11 protein-coding genes are annotated in these 19,068 nt (G+C 68.2%); 4 read left to right on the top strand and 7 right to left on the bottom strand.

What is annotated here, in order from left to right:
* The first annotated feature begins 264 nt into the window (after positions 1–264).
* Both A5645_RS13565 and acpS read left to right on the top strand, forming a co-directional pair.
* Positions 265–9,495 (top strand): type I polyketide synthase, encoded by a 9,231-nt coding sequence (locus tag A5645_RS13565; protein ID WP_065129861.1) that lies wholly within the window; start codon positions 265–267, stop codon positions 9,493–9,495.
* A gap of 28 nt (positions 9,496–9,523) precedes the next feature.
* Complete coding sequence (gene acpS / locus A5645_RS13560) at positions 9,524–9,916, top strand: holo-ACP synthase AcpS (protein ID WP_065035497.1); 393 nt, start codon at positions 9,524–9,526, stop codon at positions 9,914–9,916.
* Positions 9,917–10,035: 119 nt separating this feature from the next.
* On the opposite strand, the gene A5645_RS13555 is transcribed toward acpS, so the two are convergent.
* The 3 genes from A5645_RS13555 to macS are packed head-to-tail and all read right to left on the bottom strand — an operon-like array spanning position 10,036 to position 13,797.
* Positions 10,036–11,916 (bottom strand): DUF2339 domain-containing protein, encoded by a 1,881-nt coding sequence (locus A5645_RS13555; protein WP_065129860.1) that lies wholly within the window; start codon positions 11,914–11,916, stop codon positions 10,036–10,038.
* Between the two features lie 59 nt (positions 11,917–11,975).
* Positions 11,976–12,632 (bottom strand): response regulator, encoded by a 657-nt coding sequence (locus A5645_RS13550; RefSeq protein WP_065129859.1) that lies wholly within the window; start codon positions 12,630–12,632, stop codon positions 11,976–11,978.
* Positions 12,625–13,797, bottom strand: coding sequence for a MacS family sensor histidine kinase (gene macS / locus A5645_RS13545; protein WP_065129858.1), 1,173 nt, complete (start codon positions 13,795–13,797; stop codon positions 12,625–12,627). The genes A5645_RS13550 and macS overlap by 8 nt, the downstream gene beginning before the upstream one ends.
* Here macS and A5645_RS13540 point away from each other — a divergent pair.
* Positions 13,784–15,154 (top strand): dipeptidase, encoded by a 1,371-nt coding sequence (locus A5645_RS13540; RefSeq protein ID WP_436405497.1) that lies wholly within the window; start codon positions 13,784–13,786, stop codon positions 15,152–15,154. The two genes, macS and A5645_RS13540, sit on opposite strands and share 14 nt — an antisense overlap.
* Here the strand turns inward: A5645_RS13540 and A5645_RS13535 are convergent.
* Together A5645_RS13535 and bcp are read right to left on the bottom strand one after the other, a co-directional pair.
* A complete protein-coding gene (locus tag A5645_RS13535) occupies positions 15,135–15,506 on the bottom strand; it encodes a nuclear transport factor 2 family protein (RefSeq protein ID WP_065035501.1) in 372 nt (123 codons plus the stop codon). The genes A5645_RS13540 and A5645_RS13535 overlap by 20 nt on opposite strands.
* A gap of 52 nt (positions 15,507–15,558) precedes the next feature.
* Positions 15,559–16,044 (bottom strand): thioredoxin-dependent thiol peroxidase, encoded by a 486-nt coding sequence (bcp, locus tag A5645_RS13530; protein ID WP_065129856.1) that lies wholly within the window; start codon positions 16,042–16,044, stop codon positions 15,559–15,561.
* 97 nt (positions 16,045–16,141) lie between these two features.
* Here bcp and A5645_RS13525 point away from each other — a divergent pair, with 97 nt between their 5' ends.
* Positions 16,142–16,369: a DUF3618 domain-containing protein gene (locus A5645_RS13525; protein ID WP_036358274.1), complete on the top strand. Its 228-nt coding sequence runs from the start codon at positions 16,142–16,144 to the stop codon at positions 16,367–16,369.
* Between the two features lie 52 nt (positions 16,370–16,421).
* Here the strand turns inward: A5645_RS13525 and A5645_RS13520 are convergent, their stop codons facing one another.
* Positions 16,422–17,210 carry an SDR family NAD(P)-dependent oxidoreductase gene (locus A5645_RS13520; protein WP_065129855.1) on the bottom strand — a complete coding sequence of 263 codons (789 nt, stop codon included), beginning with the start codon at positions 17,208–17,210 and terminating at the stop codon, positions 16,422–16,424.
* On the bottom strand, positions 17,207–18,970 hold the full coding sequence (locus tag A5645_RS13515) for a DUF3556 domain-containing protein (protein ID WP_065129854.1): 1,764 nt from the start codon (positions 18,968–18,970) through the stop codon (positions 17,207–17,209). Before A5645_RS13515 ends, A5645_RS13520 begins: the two co-directional genes overlap by 4 nt.
* Positions 18,971–19,068 lie beyond the last annotated feature (98 nt).

Here is a 19,068-nt window from a genome sequence, read left to right as displayed (position 1 = left end):
CACGGTTACCCGCGCGTAGAACTCGCCAGTAACCAAGCGACGCCAAGAATCCGTATAGATCCTTATGACACTCTTATTGGGACTTGGTGCATGTATGGCGCCGCTCGACGACGTGCCGGCCGCCCGTTCAACGCACCGGTCAGATGACCATCGGCCGTGATTCGACGCGGAATCGCCCGAAGTCAACAGGCCCGCGCGGGGGAAGGGGTCCACAACCGCTGAACGGGCCCGCGACGCAAAAGACGCATATAGGGAGAGAACGAAGTGACGATCCACGAGCACGACCGGGTGTCCGCAGACCATGATGACAGTGGCTCGTCCAACGCTCGTGCCCTGGTGGATCGCCTGACGGCAGGCGAACCGTATGCCGTCGCCTTCGGCGGCCAAGGCGGCGCCTGGCTGGAAACCCTCGAAGAGCTGGTATCGGGGGCGGGGATCGAATCGGAGCTGGCTACGCTCGTCGGCGAGGTCGAGCTGCTGCTGGAGCCGGTCGCCAACGAACTCGTCGTGGTTCGTCCGATTGGTTTCGAACCGCTCCAATGGGTACGTGCGCTCGCCGCCGAGGACGCCGTTCCCTCCGACAAGCACCTGACGTCGTCAGCCGTCTCGATACCGGGCGTGCTGCTCACCCAACTGGCGGCCATCCGTGCGCTGGCCCGACAGGGCATGGACCTGATCCAGACGCCGCCGGTGGCCCTGGCGGGACACTCGGCGGGCGTGCTGGCTGTCGAGGCGCTGCAGGCGTCCGGAACGCGCGACGTCGAGCTGCTGGCGATGGCCCAGCTCATCGGCGCCGCCGGCACGCTGGTGGCCCGTCGGCGCGGTATCTCGGTGCTCGGTGACCGCCCGCCGATGGTGTCGGTGACCAACGCGGACCCGGAGCGCATCGGCCAACTGCTCGACGAGTTCGCACAGGATGTGCGGACGGTGCTGCCGCCGGTGCTGTCCATCCGCAACGGCCGCCGATCGGTGGTCATCACCGGGACGCCCGAACAGTTGTCCCGCTTCGAGCTCTACTGCAACCAGATCTCGGAGAAGGAAGAAGCCGACCGCAAGAACAAGGTCCGTGGCGGCGACGTGTTCGCGCCCATCTTCGATCCGGTGAAGGTCGAGGTCGGCTTCCACACCCCCCGACTGGCCGACGGCATCGACATCGTCGGTGGCTGGGCGGAGAAGGTTGGCCTCGATGTCGCGCTGGCGCGGGAGCTGGCCAACGCGATCCTGGTCGAGAAGGTCGATTGGGTCAACGAGATCACCCGGGTGAACGACGCTGGAGCCCGGTGGATCCTCGACCTCGGTCCCGGCGACATCCTGACCCGACTCACCGCGCCGGTCATCCGCGGTCTGGGGATTGGCATCGTGCCCGCGGCCACCCGTGGCGGTCAGCGCAATTTGTTCACCGTCGGAGCCACCCCGGAGGTGGCCCGCGCCTGGTCGAGCTACGCCCCGACGGTGGTCTGCCTTCCCGACGGCAGGGTCAAGCTGTCGACCAAATTCACCCGGCTCACCGGCCGGTCACCGATCCTGCTGGCCGGGATGACGCCGACCACGGTGGACGCGAAGATCGTCGCCGCGGCCGCCAACGCGGGGCACTGGGCCGAGCTGGCCGGTGGCGGTCAGGTCACCGAAGAGATCTTCGCCAACCGCATCGAGGAACTGTCCGGACTGCTCGAGCCCGGTCGCACCTACCAGTTCAACGCGCTGTTCCTCGACCCCTATTTGTGGAAGCTGCAACTGGGCGGCAAGCGCCTGGTGCAGAAGGCCCGCCAGTCCGGCGCGGCGATCGACGGCGTCGTCGTCAGTGCCGGCATCCCGGACCTGGAGGAAGCCGTCGAGCTGATCGAAGAGCTCAACGACATCGGCATCAGCCACGTCGTGTTCAAACCCGGAACCATCGAGCAGATCCGATCGGTGATCCGCATCGCCACCGAGGTGCCCACCAAGCCGGTGATCATGCACGTCGAAGGCGGCCGGGCCGGCGGACACCACTCGTGGGAAGACCTCGACGACCTGTTGCTGGCGACCTACTCCGAGCTGCGGTCGCGCTCGAACATCACCGTCTGCGTCGGCGGCGGCATCGGCACCCCGGAGCGGGCCGCCGAGTACCTGTCCGGTCGCTGGGCGCAGGAATACGGTTTCCCGCTGATGCCGATCGACGGCATTCTGGTCGGCACCGCGGCGATGGCGACGCTGGAGGCGACCACCTCACCGTCGGTCAAGCGGATGCTGGTCGAAACCCAGGGCACCGACCAATGGATCAGTGCCGGAAAAGCCCAGGGCGGCATGGCTTCCAGCCGCAGCCAGCTCGGCGCCGACATCCACGAGATCGACAACAGCGCCTCGCGGTGCGGGCAGCTGCTCGACGAGGTCGCCGGTGACGCGGATGCCGTCGCCGCGCGACGCGACGAGATCATCGCCGCGATGGCCAAGACCGCCAAGCCCTACTTCGGCGACGTCGCGGAGATGACCTACCTGCAATGGCTGCGTCGCTACGTCGAGTTGGCCATCGGCGACGGCGATTCCACCGCCGACACCGCGGCCCCGGGCAGCCCGTGGCTGGCCGACACCTGGCGCGACCGGTTCGAGGAGATGCTCAAGCGCACCGAAGCGCGTTTGCACCCAAAGGATTTCGGCCCTATCGAAACCCTCTTCGCCGACCCCGCGCAGTTGGAGAATCCCGAACAGGCCATCGCCACTCTGCTCGAGCGTTACCCGGACGCCGAAACCGTTCAGCTGCATCCCGCGGATGTGCCGTTCTTCGTCACCCTCTGCAAGACGCTGGGCAAGCCGGTCAATTTCGTGCCGGTGATCGACAAGGACGTCCGCCGCTGGTGGCGCAGCGACTCGCTGTGGCAGGCGCACGACGCCCGCTACGACGCCGACCAGGTATGCATCATCCCCGGCCCGGCGGCGGTGGCCGGTATCACCCGGCTGGACGAACCGGTCGGTGAACTGCTGGACCGGTTCGAGCAGGCCGCTATCGACGAGTTGGTCGGGGTGCCTGGCGCCGAACCCCAGGAGGTGACGTCGCGCCGACTGGGCCGCCCGGACGTCCGGGGCCCGCTCGCCGTCGTCCTCGACGCGCCCGACGTGTTGTGGGCGGGACGTACCACCACCAACCCGGTGCACCGGATCGCCGAGCCGGGCGACTGGCAGGTTCACGAAAACCGAACCGCCACACACACTTCCACCGGATCCCGGCTACAGGTCAATCCGGAGGGGTCCAGCGTCGTGCTCAGCGTGCCGATCTCGGGCACCTGGATCGACATCGTGTTGCGGTTGCCCGCCAACACCGTCGACGGCGGCATTCCGGTGGTGTCCACCGAGGACGCCACCGCCGCAATGCGTTCGGTGCTGGCGATAGCCGCTGGTGCCGACGGGCCCGAGTCGCTGCCCGAGGTCCGCGACGGCGCCGCCACGGTGACGGTCGACTGGGACCCCGAACGGGTCGCCGACCACACCGGGGTCACGGCCACGTTCGGTGAGCCCCTGGCGCCCAGCCTCACCACCGTGCCCGACGCGCTGGTGGGTTTGTGCTGGCCCGCCGTGTTCGCCGCGATCGGTGCCGCGACGACCGACACCGGCGTGCCCGTGGTGGAGGGACTGCTCAGCCTGGTGCATCTGGACCACGCGGTCCGGCTGGCCGACCGGCTGCCCACCGTCCCCGCCCAATTGACAATCACCGCAACGGCTTCGGCGGCCACCGACACCGACATGGGCCGGGTGGTGCCGGTGCTGGTCACGGTCACCGGAAGCGACGGCGCGACCATCGCGACCATGCAGGAGCGGTTTGCGATCCTGGGCCGCACGGGCCCGGCCGAACTCGCCGACCCGGCCCGGGCCGGGGGAGCGGTCTCGGAAAACGCCACCGACACCCCGCGGCGGCGCCGCCGCGACGTCACGATCGGTGCACCGGTCGACATGCGCCCGTTCGCCGTCGTGTCGGGCGACCACAACCCGATCCACACCGACAAGGCCGCAGCGCTGCTCGCCGGCCTGGAATCGCCCATCGTGCACGGCATGTGGCTCTCGGCCGCCGCGCAACACGCGGTCACCGCCACCGACGGACAGGCCCGGCCCCCGGCCCGGCTGGTCGGGTGGACCGCGCGATTCCTGGGCATGGTTCGTCCCGGCGACGAGGTGGACTTCCGTGTGGAGCGGGTCGGAATCGACCAGGGCGCAGAGGTATTGGAGGTCAGCGCCCGGATCGGTTCGGACCTGGTCATGTCGGCGAGCGCACGGCTGGCCGCCCCGAAGACCGTCTACGCCTTCCCGGGGCAGGGCATCCAGCACAAGGGCATGGGCATGGACGTGCGCGCCCGGTCCAAGGCTGCCCGCAAGGTCTGGGACGAGGCGGACCGATTCACCCGTGACACGCTGGGCTTCTCAGTGCTGCACGTGGTCCGGGACAACCCGACCAGCATCATCGCCAGCGGTGTGCACTACCACCATCCCGACGGCGTGCTATTCCTCACGCAGTTCACCCAGGTGGCGATGGCCACGGTGGCGGCCGCGCAGGTCGCCGAGATGCGCGAGCAGGGCGCGTTCGTCGAAGGCGCGATCACCTGCGGTCACTCGGTCGGTGAATACACCGCCCTGGCTTGTGTCAGCGGTGTTTTCGAGCTCGACGCGCTGCTGGAGGCGGTGTTCCACCGCGGTTCGAAGATGCACGACATCGTTCCGCGCGACGAGCTGGGACGCTCCAACTACCGGTTGGCCGCTATCCGGCCCTCGCAGATCGATCTGCCGGACGAGGAGGTCACCGACTTCGTCGCGGGCATCGCGGCGAGTACCGGTGAGTTCCTCGAGATCGTGAACTTCAACCTGCGCGGCTCGCAGTACGCGATCGCCGGCACCGTGCGCGGACTCGAAGCGCTGGAGGCCGAGGTCGAGCGGCGCCGCGAACTCAGCGGCGGCAAGCGGTCTTTCATTCTGGTGCCGGGCATCGACGTGCCGTTCCACTCCCGGGTGCTCCGGGTCGGGGTGAACGAGTTCCGCCGCTCGCTGGAGCGGCTGATGCCGCGCGACAAGGACCCCGAAGTGATCCTCGGGCGTTACATCCCCAACCTGGTGCCGAGGCCGTTCACACTCGACCGCGACTTCATCCAGGAGATCCGGGACCTGGTGCCCGCCGAGCCGCTCGACGAGATCCTCGCCGACTACGACACCTGGCTCAACGAGCGGCCGCGTGACCTGGCCCGCAAGGTGCTGATCGAGTTGCTGGCCTGGCAGTTCGCCAGCCCGGTCCGCTGGATCGAGACGCAGGATCTGCTGTTCACCGAGGAAGCCGCCGGCGGCCTGGGTGTGGAGCGGTTCGTCGAGATCGGTGTGAAGACCTCGCCGACCGTCGCGGGTCTGGCCACCAACACCCTCAAACTGCCCGAGTACGCCCACAGCACAATCGAAGTACTCAACGCCGAGCGCGACGCCGCGGTGCTGTTCGCCACCGACACCGACCCGGAGCCCGAAGACGAGCCCGCCGAAGAAGTAGCGGAATCCGCTGCGGCGCCCGAGGTTGGGGCAACGCCGGAGGCCGCGCCGGCGCCGGCCGCGCCGTCCGGTGCTCCCCGCCCCGAGGACATCGGCTTCGACGCTGCCGACGCAACATTGGCCTTGATCGCGATTTCGGCCAAGATGCGCATCGACCAGATCGAGGAGCTGGACTCCATCGAGTCCATCACCGACGGCGCGTCGTCGCGACGCAACCAGTTGCTCGTCGACCTGGGCTCCGAACTGAACCTCGGCGCCATCGACGGGGCCGCCGAGGCCGACCTGGCCGGACTGCGGGCGCAGGTGACCAAGCTCGCCCGCACCTACAAGCCTTTCGGCCCAGTGCTTTCCGATGCGATCAACGACCAGTTGCGCACGGTCCTCGGGCCGTCGGGTAAGCGTCCCGGCGCCATCGCCGAGCGGGTCACCAAGACCTGGGAACTGGGCGAGGGGTGGGCCAAGCACGTCACCGTCGAGGTCGCGCTGGGCACCCGGGAAGGGACCAGCGTGCGCGGCGGAGCCATGGGCCACCTGCACGAGGGCGCACTGGCCGACGCCGCATCGGTGGACAAGGTCATCGACGCCGCGGTGACCGCGGTGGCCGCCCGTCGCGGTATCGCCGTGTCGCTGCCGTCGGCCGGCGGTGGTGGCGGCGCCACGGTCGACGCGGCCGCACTGAGCGAATTCACCGACCAGATCACCGGGCGCGACGGCGTGCTGGCTTCGGCGGCCCGGCTGGTGCTGGGCCAGCTCGGGCTCGACGAGCCCGTCAGTGCGTCGCCTGGAGCCACCGACGCCGAGCTGATCGACCTCGTCACGGCCGAATTGGGTGCGGACTGGCCACGTCTGGTGGCGTCGACGTTCGATGCCAAGAAGGCCGTCGTCTTCGACGACCGCTGGGCCAGCGCCCGCGAGGACCTGGTCAAGCTGTGGTTGACCGACGAGGGTGACATCGACGCCGACTGGGTGCGGTTGTCCGAGCGCTTCGAGGGCGCCGGCCACATGGTCGCCAATCAGGCCACCTGGTGGCAGGGCAAGTCATTGGCCGCGGGCCGGCAGATCCACGCCTCGCTGTACGGCCGGATCGCCGCCGGTGCCGAAAACCCGAATCCCGGCCCGTACCGCAACGAGGTAGCAGTGGTGACCGGCGCCTCCAAGGGTTCGATCGCCGCTTCGGTGGCCGCCAAACTGCTCGACGGCGGCGCCACCGTCATCGCCACCACCTCGAAGCTGGACGAAGAGCGACTTGCCTTCTACCGCAACCTGTATCGCGACCACGCCCGGTTCGGCGCGGCGCTGTGGGTGGTCGCGGCCAACATGGCGTCCTACTCCGACATCGACGGTCTGGTCGAATGGATCGGCACCGAGCAGATCGAAAGCCTTGGGCCGCAGTCGATTCACATCAAGGATGCGCAGACCCCCACACTGCTGTTCCCGTTCGCGGCACCGCGGGTGGTGGGCGATCTGTCCGAGGTGGGCGCTCGCGCCGAGATGGAGATGAAGGTTCTGCTGTGGGCCGTGCAGCGGCTGATCAGCGGGCTGTCCAAGATCGGCGCCGAACGCGACATCGCGTCCCGGCTGCACGTGGTGCTGCCCGGCTCGCCCAACCGCGGCATGTTCGGTGGGGACGGGGCTTACGGCGAGGCGAAGTCGGCGCTGGACGCCGTGGTCAGCCGTTGGCACGCCGAATCCTCGTGGGCCGAACGGGTCAGTTTGGCGCACGCGCTGATCGGTTGGACGCGCGGCACCGGGCTGATGGGCCACAACGACGCCATCGTCACGGCCGTCGAAGAGGCCGGCGTCACCACCTACTCGACCGACGAGATGGCGTCGATGCTGCTCAACCTGTGCGACGTGGAATCCAAGGTCGCCGCGGCCAGTTCGCCGATCAAGGCAGACCTCACCGGCGGTCTGGCCGAGGCGCAGCTCGACATGGCCGAGCTGGCCGCCAAGGCCCGCGAAGAGATGTCGGCCGAGGCCGGCAGCGGGGACGACGAGGCGGCCGACGGCACCATCGCCGCGTTGCCGTCGCCGCCGCGCGGCTACACCCCGGCACCGCCGCCGGAATGGGACGACCTCGACGTCGACCCTGCCGACCTGGTGGTAATCGTCGGCGGCGCCGAGATCGGCCCTTACGGCTCGTCGCGCACTCGCTTCGAGATGGAGGTCGAGAACGAACTCTCGGCCGCCGGTGTGCTCGAGCTGGCCTGGACCACCGGCCTGATCCGCTGGGAGGATGACCCGCAACCTGGTTGGTATGACACGTCTTCCGGTGATCTGGTCGATGAGGCGGAACTGGTGGAGCGCTACCACGACGCGGTCCTGGAACGCACCGGCATCCGCGAGTTCGTCGACGACGGCGCGATCGATCCCGACCACGCGTCCCCGTTGCTGGTGTCGGTGTTCTTGGACAAGGACTTCAGCTTCGTGGTGTCGTCGGAGGCCGACGCCCGCGCGTTCGTCGAATTCGACCCGGAGCACACCGTCGTGCGGCCGGTACCGGACTCGAGCGACTGGCAGGTGACCCGCAAAGCCGGCACCGAAATCCGGGTTCCGCGCAAGACCAAGCTGTCCCGCGTTGTGGGCGCACAGATCCCGACCGGGTTCGACCCGACGGTGTGGGGCATCAGTCCCGACATGGCGACCTCGATCGACCGGGTCGCGCTGTGGAACATTGTCGCGACCGTCGACGCGTTCCTGTCCGCGGGCTTCAGCCCGGCCGAGGTGATGCGGTACGTACACCCGAGCTTGGTGGCCAGCACACAGGGCACCGGGATGGGCGGCATGACCTCGATGCAGACCATGTACCACGGCAACCTGCTGGGCCGGAACAAGCCGAACGACATCCTGCAGGAAGTTCTGCCGAATGTGGTTGCCGCACACGTGATTCAGTCCTATGTGGGTAGCTACGGCTCGATGATCCATCCGGTGGCGGCATGCGCGACCGCCGCGGTCTCGGTCGAGGAGGGCGTCGACAAGATCCGGTTGGGCAAGGCCGAGCTGGTGGTAGCCGGCGGGCTGGACGACCTGACGCTGGAGGCCATCATCGGCTTCGGCGACATGGCGGCCACCGCCGACACCGGCATGATGCGCGGCCGCGGCATCCATGATTCGAAGTTCTCCCGCCCCAACGACCGGCGGCGGCTGGGCTTCGTGGAAGCCCAGGGCGGCGGCACGATCCTGTTGGCCCGTGGCGATCTTGCGCTGAGGATGGGTCTGCCGGTGCTGGCAGTGGTGGCCTACGCCCAGTCCTTCGGTGACGGCGTACACACCTCGATCCCGGCGCCCGGTCTGGGTGCGCTGGGCGCGGGCCGCGGCGGTAAGGACTCCGCGCTGGTGCGTGCGCTGGCCAAGCTGGGTGTGAGCGCCGACGACGTGGCCGTGGTCTCCAAGCACGACACGTCGACGCTGGCCAACGACCCGAACGAGACGGAGCTGCACGAGCGGCTCGCCGACTCGATGGGCCGGTCGGTGGGCGCTCCGCTGTTCGTGGTGTCGCAGAAGAGCCTGACCGGTCACGCCAAGGGCGGCGCGGCGGTCTTCCAGATGATGGGGCTGTGCCAGATGCTGCGCGACGGGGTGATCCCGCCCAACCGCAGCCTGGACTGTGTCGACGACGAACTGGCCGGTGCCGCGCACTTCGTCTGGGTGCGTGACACGTTGCGCCTGGGCGGGAAATTCCCGCTCAAGGCCGGCATGCTGACCAGCCTCGGGTTCGGCCACGTGTCGGGTCTGGTCGCGTTGGTGCACCCGCAGGCGTTCATCGCCTCGCTGGAGCCTGGGCAGCGTGCCGACTACCAGCGGCGTGCCAATGCTCGACTGCTGGCCGGGCAGCGTCGCCTGGCCTCGGCCATCGCCGGGGGCGAGCCGATGTACCAGCGGCCGCCGGACCGTCGCTTCGACCACGACCTCCCGGAAAAGCCGCAGGAGGCCTCGATGCTGCTGGATCCGGCCGCCCGGCTCGGCGACGGCTCGATCTATGGCGCGAGCCAGGTGTCCGAATGATTCGGCCCATCCGTTAACCTGGCCAGCCATGGGCATCGTCGGGATCGGGATTGACCTTGTCTCCATTCCGCACTTCGCCGAGCAGGTAGACCAGCCCGGGACGGTGTTCGCCGAGACGTTCACCCCCGGCGAGCGCCGCGACGCATCCGACAAGAGTTCGTCGGCGGCGCGTCACCTGGCGGCCCGCTGGGCGGCGAAGGAAGCGGTGATCAAGGCGTGGTCGGGTTCCCGGTTCGCGCAGCGGCCGGTGCTGCCGGAAGACATCCACCGCGACATCGAAGTGGTCACCGACATGTGGGGCAGACCGCGGGTGCGGTTGAGCGGTGAGATCGCCAAGCACCTGGCCGATGTGACGATCCACGTCTCGCTGACCCACGAAGCCGATACGGCGGCGGCGGTGGCGATCCTGGAAACCAGCTAGGTCCCGCTGGGTCCCGCTGGGTCCCGCTGGGTCCCGCTGGTCCCGCTGGGTCCCGCGAGCAGACGCAAAAGCCCCCGCACGCTCCGCGTGTCAGGGGCTTTTGCGTCTGCTCGCGCCCTCTACATCCGCGCGAGGCTGCGCGCGTAGCCGGCTCCCATGCCCAGCAGCACCAGTCCGACGATGATGAACGCCGCCACCCGGAAGATGCCGTCCAGCGTGGCCAGGTCGAACAGGAACAGCTTGGCCGTGGCCGCACCGGTAAGCGCCAGACCCGCGGTGATCGGCTCGGTCCGGCGGTCGGAGTCGTGCAGGCGCAGTGCGTAGACGAAAAGCGCGGCCGCTCCGCCGATCCAGCAGATGGTGGCCGCCATGTGACCGGCCAGGAATCCGCCATCGGTGCCGCCGACAAGCACCCCGGCGGTCACGGTAAATGCGGTGACGGCGTAGACAACCACGGCGGAGACCGCCGCGATCAGCAGACCGTTGATATCCGAATCCCGCTTGGTGGCAATGCAAGCCCGTGTCATGACGACGGCGAAGGTAATCACGAGCAGACTCGCCGCCAAGGTGGCCACCGCGATGGGCGTGGGGATCGCCGTGGGGCGCACCAGCACCCGCAGCGGCACGTAACTATAGAACAGGCCGGTGCCGATGACGCCGAAACCCGCAGCGCTCCAACGTGCTACCGCGTCGCGACGACCGGCAACGGCGATGACGACGGCCAGCGCCAGCAGCACCGGGGCCTCGATGTAACCGGCGAAGGCGACCGTGACGGCGATCAGCGCGGAGATGGCAGACCAGACCGACCACGTCTGGACGACGATGCGAGGGTGGTTGCCGATCAATGCGACGGCAAGCATCGCGATCGCCAGGGCGGCGGCCACGACCGCCGCCAGCGCGCGGTCGACGGCGATCGCGCTGGCCAGCACGGGCAAGGTGCCTGCGGTGGTGATCAGCGCCAGCGCCGCCGGGTTCGAGCTGGACGGCAGCAGGACCAAGCCGCTCGCGACGGCCAGCAGTGCGGCCACCGCGCAGGCGCCGCCGATCAGCGACGCGCTGTCGTGGCGGCTGATGGCCATCAGCGCGAGCAGCAGCGGCAGCGTGGGCGCCGCAACCCGGGCGGCATGCATCCACATCCAGTCCTTGCCCAGTTGGACCGGCAGTGCGGCCGCCGAGAGGGCCAGCATGAAACTGACCAGCAGCAAGTCCACGCCGCGGGTGAGCGCCGGGGCCAGCCCGATCAGCGGTATCAGCACCAGCAGCGCCAGCTGTTCGGAGTCCCAACGCCGCGCCAGCGCCAGGCCCGCGCCGCCGACGACCGCGGCCAACACCAGACCGGCCGGTGCCGGCACCCACTTGTAAATGGTGACGACGGCGATGACATCCAGGTAGGCCGTCGCGATACCGGTGGCAGCCAGCGCGATCGCACCGATGCGGCCGCCGGGCCGTGTCCGCAACCGGGCGGACACCGCGACCAGCGCGATCGCCAGCGCGCCACCACCGGCTACTCGAATCTCCGGTCGCAGCAGGCCGGCCTGGGCGGCCAACACAAGCAACAGCACCACGCCGATCAGCGTCACCGCCACGCCGGCGACCGCAAGCAACTTGCCGATCCAGCCGGATTCGGCTTGCCCTGAGGGTGTTTCGGGGGCCACCGGCGCTGGGGTCGGCGCCGGTGCTGGGGCCTTCTCCGGGGCCGGCGCCGGAGCGTGCTGACGTGGCGGTCGGGGCGGGCGCGGCGCTGCGGCCGCGGGAGTCCAGTACTGCCAGTAATTCTGCCAATAGGGTGCGGGCTGCTGTTGCTGGGGAGGCGCGTAGGCCGGCGCCGCAGTGGGTGTCGGTGGGGGTGTGGGCTGCGCGGCTGGTGGGGCGGAGCTGGCGATCAGCCGGTCCAATTGGCTGAGCTCCCCGGACACCCGGGACATCTGCCGGGCCAGGGCGTCGAATTCCTGTGTGAGCCGGCTGAGCACAGCACGGTCAGCCTGATGCGATTCGGTCATGGTCACCCACCCTGCCGCGGAATGCCGCGAATCGGATGAGTAGGACTACCCAACTCCGGCTATTGGTCGAGCCCGTGCTCGATGGCGTATCGGGTCAACTCCACCCGGTTGGCGACCTGTAGCTTGCGGAAGGTCGCCTGCACGTGGTTTTCCACCGTCCGGTGGCTCAGCGACAGTCTCTCGGCAATCTGCTTGGCGGACATGCCTTTTGCGACGAAACGCAAGACCTCGGTCTCCCGCTCGGTGAGGCTGGGGGCGACCTTGTCCGCGCTCGGGCTCTGCGCGATGCGCCGGTACTCGCCCAGCACCAACCCCGCCAGGCTGGGGGTGAAGACGGCTCGTCCGGCCGCGGTGGCCCTTACCGCCTCAGCCAGTTCGGCCTTGGATGCACTCTTGACCAGATATCCGGTCGCGCCCGCCTTGACCGCCTCGAGCACGTCGTCGCGTTCGTCGGACGCTGACAGCACCAGCACCCGGGTCGACGGTGACACCTCGAGCACCTCTCTGGTTGCCTGCACCCCGTCCCCGTCACTCAGGCGCATGTCCATCACCACCACATCCGGTTTCACCACAGCGGCGCGACGCCGCGCCGCCGCCACGCCCTCGGCGGTAGCCACCACGTTGAACCCGTCGTCGGCAAGATCACGGGCTACCGCGTCGCGCCAAATAGGATGGTCATCAACGACCATTACCGAGGGACCGGCTTGCTCAGTCATGGTTAGCGCTCCGGCGCGGCACGATCAACTCCCATTCGGTTCCCTCTCCCACGTCGGTGTGCAGTTCCGCGCTGCCCCCCAACGACTTCAACCGTCCCACAATTGACTTCGAGATGCCGACGTGTCCCTGACTGACCGCTTCCTCGAGCCGGCCGGGGCCGATTCCCACGCCGTCGTCGCGGATGCTGACCGCAACCGACGAGCCCAGGTCTTCCAGCAGCACAAACGCCCGGGCGTCCGGACCCGCGTGCGCGCGCACGTTATCCAGGGCATTACCCACCGCGGCGTCCAACTCGCCGGCCAGATCATTGTCCATCGGCACCGGGGTGCCCGGCAGGCTCATCGAGACACCGTCGGCCTCCCTGCGGCGCAACAGCGCGCGCAGGTCGACGGTTGTGTCCGCCGCGGTGTCGCTCTCCATCTCGGTCGAGGTGACCCAGCTGCGCAGGGCCCGCTCCTGTTCGCCGGCGAGCTTGGCGAGTTCTGCTGCGGCACCGCCGATTTCGTGTCCCCGTTTAGAGACCAGCGCCAGCACCTGAATGACGCCGTCGTGCACCTGGCGGGACAATCGCTCGCGTTCTTCCACCGCGGCCGTCAGCCGGGCGGCTCGCTGTAGCTCGTCGTGGGCGCGCCGCGCGGTACGGGCCGCCAGTCCCACCGCCAACCCCACCGCCAGCTCGACGATGATGGTCGCGTTGCGTCCGAGGTTGACGTTGAAGTAGCCCTTGACGGCTTCGCTGGTGGCCGTCACGGCCAGACCCGTCAGCATGCCGCCGGTCGGGCCGAACTGCAGGGCCGCCGAGATGGTCGCGTTGCTGGCCCACAACGTCGTCGGCCAGGTCTGGTTGTTGTGCGCCCACTGTCCCGATGCCACCACCTCGGTGGACAGCATCAACAACACCACCACCACCAGTTCGGCGACCACCCACGCCGGACGTCTGCCGAAACCGCGCAGGTAGGCGATCGCGCAGAGCACGCTCCAGGCGATCAGCACCGCGAACAACAGCCAGGCCAGCAGGGGGTGATGCAGGTCGGAGTTGATCGCGATCTGGAAGCCCAGCGCGTACAGGCAGCTCAGCAGCCGGAACAGTTGCGCCGCCCGCCAGAGCGGCGCAGTCGGATCGGGAGTGGGGTCAGGGCCGTCGGTCGCCATTACGGGCAGCATAGCTAGCCTTTCAGGCGTGACTGATCTGGTTGAGCGGGTGCGCGAGGTGCTGCCCTCGGTGCGGCGCGACCTCGAGGACCTGGTTCGCATCGAGTCGGTATGGGCCGATCCGGCGTGGCGCGACGAGGTGCACCGCAGCGCGCAAGCGGTGGTGGACCTGTTGTCCCAGGCGGGGTTTGACGACGTCCGCGTCGTCAGTGAGGGTGGTGCTCCGGCGGTCATCGCGCGGTATCCGGCGCCGCCGGGAGCGCCCACCGTGCTGTTATATGCCCACCACGACGTGCAGCCCGAAGGCGACCGCGCTCACTGGACGTCGCCGCCTTTCGAGCCGACCGAGCGTGACGGACGCCTGTACGGTCGCGGCAGCGCCGATGACAAGGCAGGCATCGCAACACATCTGGCCGCATTTCGGGCACACGGCGGAAGGCCACCGGTAGGTGTGACGGTCTTCGTCGAGGGCGAGGAGGAATCCGGTTCGCCGTCGCTGGGCCGGCTGCTGGCCGCTCACCGGGACGCCCTGAGCGCCGACGTGATCGTGATCGCCGACTCCGACAACTGGAGCACCGAGATACCGGCTCTGACGGTGTCGTTGCGGGGGATGGCCGACTGCGTGGTGGAGGTCGCCACTCTCGATCACGGATTGCACTCCGGCCTGTGGGGCGGCGTGGTGCCCGATGCGCTGAGCGTGCTGGTGCGGCTGCTGGCCAGTTTGCACGACGACGACGGCAACGTGGCGGTCGAGGGTCTGCACGAAAGCACCGCCGCCGCGGTGGAATACCCGCCCGGGCGGGTTCGCGCGGACTCGGGTCTGCTGGACGGCGTGCGTGAGATCGGTTCCGGCTCGGTGCCGCAGCGGTTGTGGGCGAAACCGGCGATTACGGTGATCGGTATCGACACCACTTCGGTTGCGGCTGCGTCGAATACGTTGATCCCGCGGGCCCGCGCGAAGATCAGCATTCGGGTGGCCCCGGGTGGTGACGCGGTGGCGCATCTGGCCGCGGTCGAGGCGCATCTCCGGCAACACGCGCCCTGGGGTGCCCGGGTCGAAGTCATCCGCGGCGAGATCGGTCAGCCCTACGCCATCGACGCCAGCGGCCCAATCTATGACGCGGCCCGCGCGGCGTTCCGGCAGGCCTGGGGCGTCGACGCCATCGACATGGGCATGGGCGGGTCGATCCCGTTCATCGCCGAGTTCGCCGAAGCCTTTCCGCAAGCCAAGATTCTGGTGACCGGGGTCGAGGACCCAAACACCCAGGCGCACAGCATCAACGAGAGTCTGCACCTGGGGGTGCTGGAACGCGCCGCGATCACCGAGGCGCTGTTGCTGGCGAATCTGGCTACGACAGCGTCGGATTGAGGTAGACGTACAGGACCGCGATCTTGTCATCGCGGACGACGATGACGTCGAGGCCGGTGTAGGCCGGCGGCTCACCTTCGGGGCCCGAACCCCAGGCGAAGATCCCGCCGTTGTGCAGCGCCTGGGGTTCTCCGCGATGGGTGTAGACGAAGTCCGGGTGGCTGGCCCGCAATGCCCCGGCGAACCCGTCCACGGCGTCGTGGCCGACCAGGACGTCGTCCGGGACGTAGAGCACGGCGTCGTCGGTGTAGAGCTCTTCGACGGCGGCGCGTCGGCGGGCCGGGTCCGCTTCGCCGAAGACGTCCCGGACATTGCGCCGTAGGAGTTCGATCACGCGCTCAGAGGTAGCCATGCCTCCCTTAACGGACTGTAGTCCACTTTTTCTTCCCGGCCGGGCCCATGGGCTAGGCGGCGCCCACCTGCTTGATGATCTTTTCGATACTCGAGGCGGTACTTGCGGCTTTGACGTTGTAGTTCGCCGCCGCGACCTTGCCCTTGTCGTCGACCACGAACGTCGACCGGATAACCCCGGTGACCTTCTTGCCGTACATCAGCTTCTCGCCGTAGGCGCCGTAGGCGGTGAGGACCTTGCGCTCGGGATCGGACAGCAGGGGGAACGTCAGCCCCTCGGCGTCGCGGAACTTGGCAAGCTTCTCCGGTTTGTCGGGCGAAATGCCGACGACGTCGATCCCGGCGTCGTTGAGTTCGCTCAGGTTGTCCCGGAACGCGCAGGCCTGCTTGGTGCAGCCCGGTGTCGAGGCCGCGGGATAGAAGTAGACGACGACATGACGTCCCTTGTAGCCGGCGAGCGACACCTTGTTGCCGTCGGCGTCAGGCAGGGTGAATGCGGGGGCCTTGTCTCCGGGGGCCAGGCGGGTGGTCTCGCTCAACGTGGAGGGTCCTTTCTGTTCACCGGAGCGTTGGGACCCGCACCGGCTGATCTAGGGTAGTTCGTCAGTGCACCAGCCTGACTTGGAGGACAGACACGTGGCGGACCGCGATCCCGACACCATCAAGCAGGAGATCGACCAAGCCCGCGAGCAGCTGGCGGCGACCGTCGACTCGCTTGCTGAGCGGGCCAATCCTCGCCGCCTGGCCGATGACGTCAAGGCCAAGGTGATCGAGTTCCTGAACAAACCGATCGTCACGGTGTCGTTGACCGGCGTTGGTGTGGCAACTGTCGTCGTGATCGTCTACCGGATCAGGAAGCGCTGACCCTGCCTCTCTCTTCGCGACCGTGAAGCCAGGTTCACGCTCGGCGGTTGACTTAGTGGCGCGCCACGAAATAGCCCGAGACCAGCGCTTTGAGCCGCCGCGAGGGTGACAGCGGCGCCGCCGCCCGCATCACCTTGTTGCCCAGCCCGGGCATCACCATGACCCGGCCCGCCCGCATCGCGGCGTAGCCCGCGGCCGCCACCGGCGCAGCATCCATGATGAAGCGGTCGAGCCGCGACCAGTCCCCGACACCGGCGGTCTGCGCGAACTCGGTGCGGGTGGGACCCGCGGCGAGGTGGGTACAGGTGACTCCTGTTCCGTGTAAGTCGGAGGCCACCGCCTCGGAGAAACTGCGGACGTAGGCCTTACTGGCCGAATAGCCCGCCTCCAGCCCGTGCGGGATGACGTAGGCGGCGATCGAGCTGATGTTGAGGATCGCTCCGCGGCCGGCCTCGACCATCCGCGCGGCATACAGCGTCGTCAGGTCGGTCAGGGTCACCACATTCAGTTGCACCATCTTGGAGACGGCAACCGGGTCGGACTCCTGGATCTTCAGGCCCAGGATCCCGACGCCGGCATTGTTGACCAGGTATTCGACGTCGACGCCGAGTTCGTCGACCCGAGCGACGAGTTCGGCGCCCGCGCCCGGCTGCGCCAGGTCCATCGTGATCGGGTGGGCGCGCACACTGTGGCGGGTCCGCAATTCCTCGGCCACGGCGGCAAGCTGGGCGGCGCTGCGCTCGCTGGACACGACGACGACGTCGATACCGTCGGCCGCGAACAGGTCGGCCAGTTCGCGACCCAGGCCGGTCGAGGCGCCCGTGATCAGCGCGGTCGTCATGCGGGCTGCCCTTTCCGCCCCGGCGAGCCGCTGGTAGTACCGCTAATGATGTGCACCGGGAGATCGTCACTCCACGGTTGGGTCCTGACCATGTCGTCGACCTCGACGTAGCCCCGCTCGAATTCGCCGGTCGCCGCGTCGACCAACCGGTACTCCTGCCGCTGGACATGGATGGGTTGCGCGTCGAGGATCACCACCCGCACCTCGCCGGGCTCGAACCCACACCGCTGCTGCAGCGCCTCGATGAGGCATTCGTTGTGCATATGCCCGTCGCCGAAGTTCCACCCGACCGCCATCGCGCACAGCATCTCGCCTTCGCAGAGGTTGTAATCGTCCTCGTCATAGCCGGCCATCGCCCGATGCGCCAGGGTGAACAGCGCGCGCCCATGGGTGTTCATCCCGCGGAAGGCGTACGCGAGATGAATCGGGACCAACGTGTCCTCTTTGCTCTTGTACAACCGCTCGAGCTGCAGGTGTTGCATGGGACCCAGGGCGCGGGCGCCGACGCGGATCTTCTCGTCGGCCGACGGCTTCACGCACCACAGCGTGGTGTCCCAGTTGCCGGCGTAGTACCGCATTCCCGGCAGGAAAGAAATCTGGTGTGGGAACAGGTTTCCCAAGACGACGGTGGTGGCCAGGACCGCGAACAGTACGGCCACCGGCACCGGGTTGGTCACGCTGGAAAGCCCCAACGGCGCGTGCGCCACGAACAGCCACAGCACGCTGAAGATCATGAACACGTTCCATTCCAGGGGCACCCCCATCGGGAAAGCCAGCAGGATGTTCAGGTGGAACACGATCATCACCAGCGCGGCGATGGTTGTCGGCCAGCCGCCGTGCGAGAAGAGCAGCGCCAGCGGCACCAGCCCTTCGATTGCGGTGGAAAAGTGCGCGATGAAGCCCGACCATGCACCGGGCCGCAGGTCGTCCGGGTATCGCTTGAACAATGACGTCTTGAGAAATCCCGACGGGAGGAACGGGTTGTTCGCCAGCATGGTCGAGATCACGAATGGAAAGTGCCGGGTGAGCTTGGAGGTCGCGGCGCCCAGCCAGATCGCCATGCACACCAGTTTCGCCGCCACGACGATGTCGGCTCCCGCGAACAGGAACGCCAGCGCCAGCGGCGCATAGACCTCGCCGCGAGCCGCCAGGAAGATCACCTTGTCGCGCAGGCTCAACACCGCCAGCACCCCGAGGATCGCGACGGTCTGCCATCGCGGCAGCACGCCGATCGCGGTGTCCAGAACCGGGATTGGGCCGGAGCCGTCGGACACCAGCGCGACAGCGAGCAACACCACCAGTGCGCCATAGAGCAGCGCGTCGACGGGGGAGCGGTCGGTGCCCCTGGTCAGGGGTATCCGACCCGGCCAGGGCGGCAGCCGGATGGTGCCGGGCCGCAGCCAGTACAGGATCGACCCCATCGGTGGGAAGTACCGGCCCGCGAGAGGCCCGAAGCAGCATCCGAGCCCGACGACCTCGAACAGCATGGTGAACAGCACGGCCTTCTGGTACACGATCGGTTCGGTCCACCACGCCCCGACATTGGTGAAACCCTCGATGCCCGAGGTGGACCACGCGAACAGCCAGATGCCCAGGATGTAGAGCACGATCTTGACGCCGTACATCACATGCATCACCAGCGGTGTGCCGAAGCCGTTCTGGGCGATGTGGCGCATCATCGGCACCACGCGCTGGGCGCGCGGCAGTTTGCTCCACTCCGGAACGTCGACGACGGGCAGGTTGGGCTGGATGAACCCCATTGCGGCTCCTTCGACAACGGTGTGCCTTCTGCAAATTACCTGGGGGCATGACTCTGCGATAGGTCTGTGTCGCTCAGTGGGAATGATCGATCCGCTGT

The sequence above is a fragment of the Mycobacterium asiaticum genome (assembly GCF_001673635.1).
In the GTDB taxonomy this organism is placed as follows: Bacteria; Actinomycetota; Actinomycetes; order Mycobacteriales; family Mycobacteriaceae; genus Mycobacterium; species Mycobacterium asiaticum_C.
This window is presented reverse-complemented; position numbering and strand designations above follow the sequence as displayed.

Coding starts and splice junctions, on each gene's coding strand:
- acpS (WP_065035497.1), top strand. CDS start 9,524: ATGGGCATCGTCGGGATCGGGATTGACCTTGTCTCCATTCCGCACTTC.
- A5645_RS13555 (WP_065129860.1), bottom strand. CDS start 11,916: ATGACCGAATCGCATCAGGCTGACCGTGCTGTGCTCAGCCGGCTCACA.
- A5645_RS13550 (WP_065129859.1), bottom strand. CDS start 12,632: ATGACTGAGCAAGCCGGTCCCTCGGTAATGGTCGTTGATGACCATCCT.
- macS (WP_065129858.1), bottom strand. CDS start 13,797: ATGCTGCCCGTAATGGCGACCGACGGCCCTGACCCCACTCCCGATCCG.
- A5645_RS13535 (WP_065035501.1), bottom strand. CDS start 15,506: ATGGCTACCTCTGAGCGCGTGATCGAACTCCTACGGCGCAATGTCCGG.
- A5645_RS13520 (WP_065129855.1), bottom strand. CDS start 17,210: ATGACGACCGCGCTGATCACGGGCGCCTCGACCGGCCTGGGTCGCGAA.
- A5645_RS13515 (WP_065129854.1), bottom strand. CDS start 18,970: ATGGGGTTCATCCAGCCCAACCTGCCCGTCGTCGACGTTCCGGAGTGG.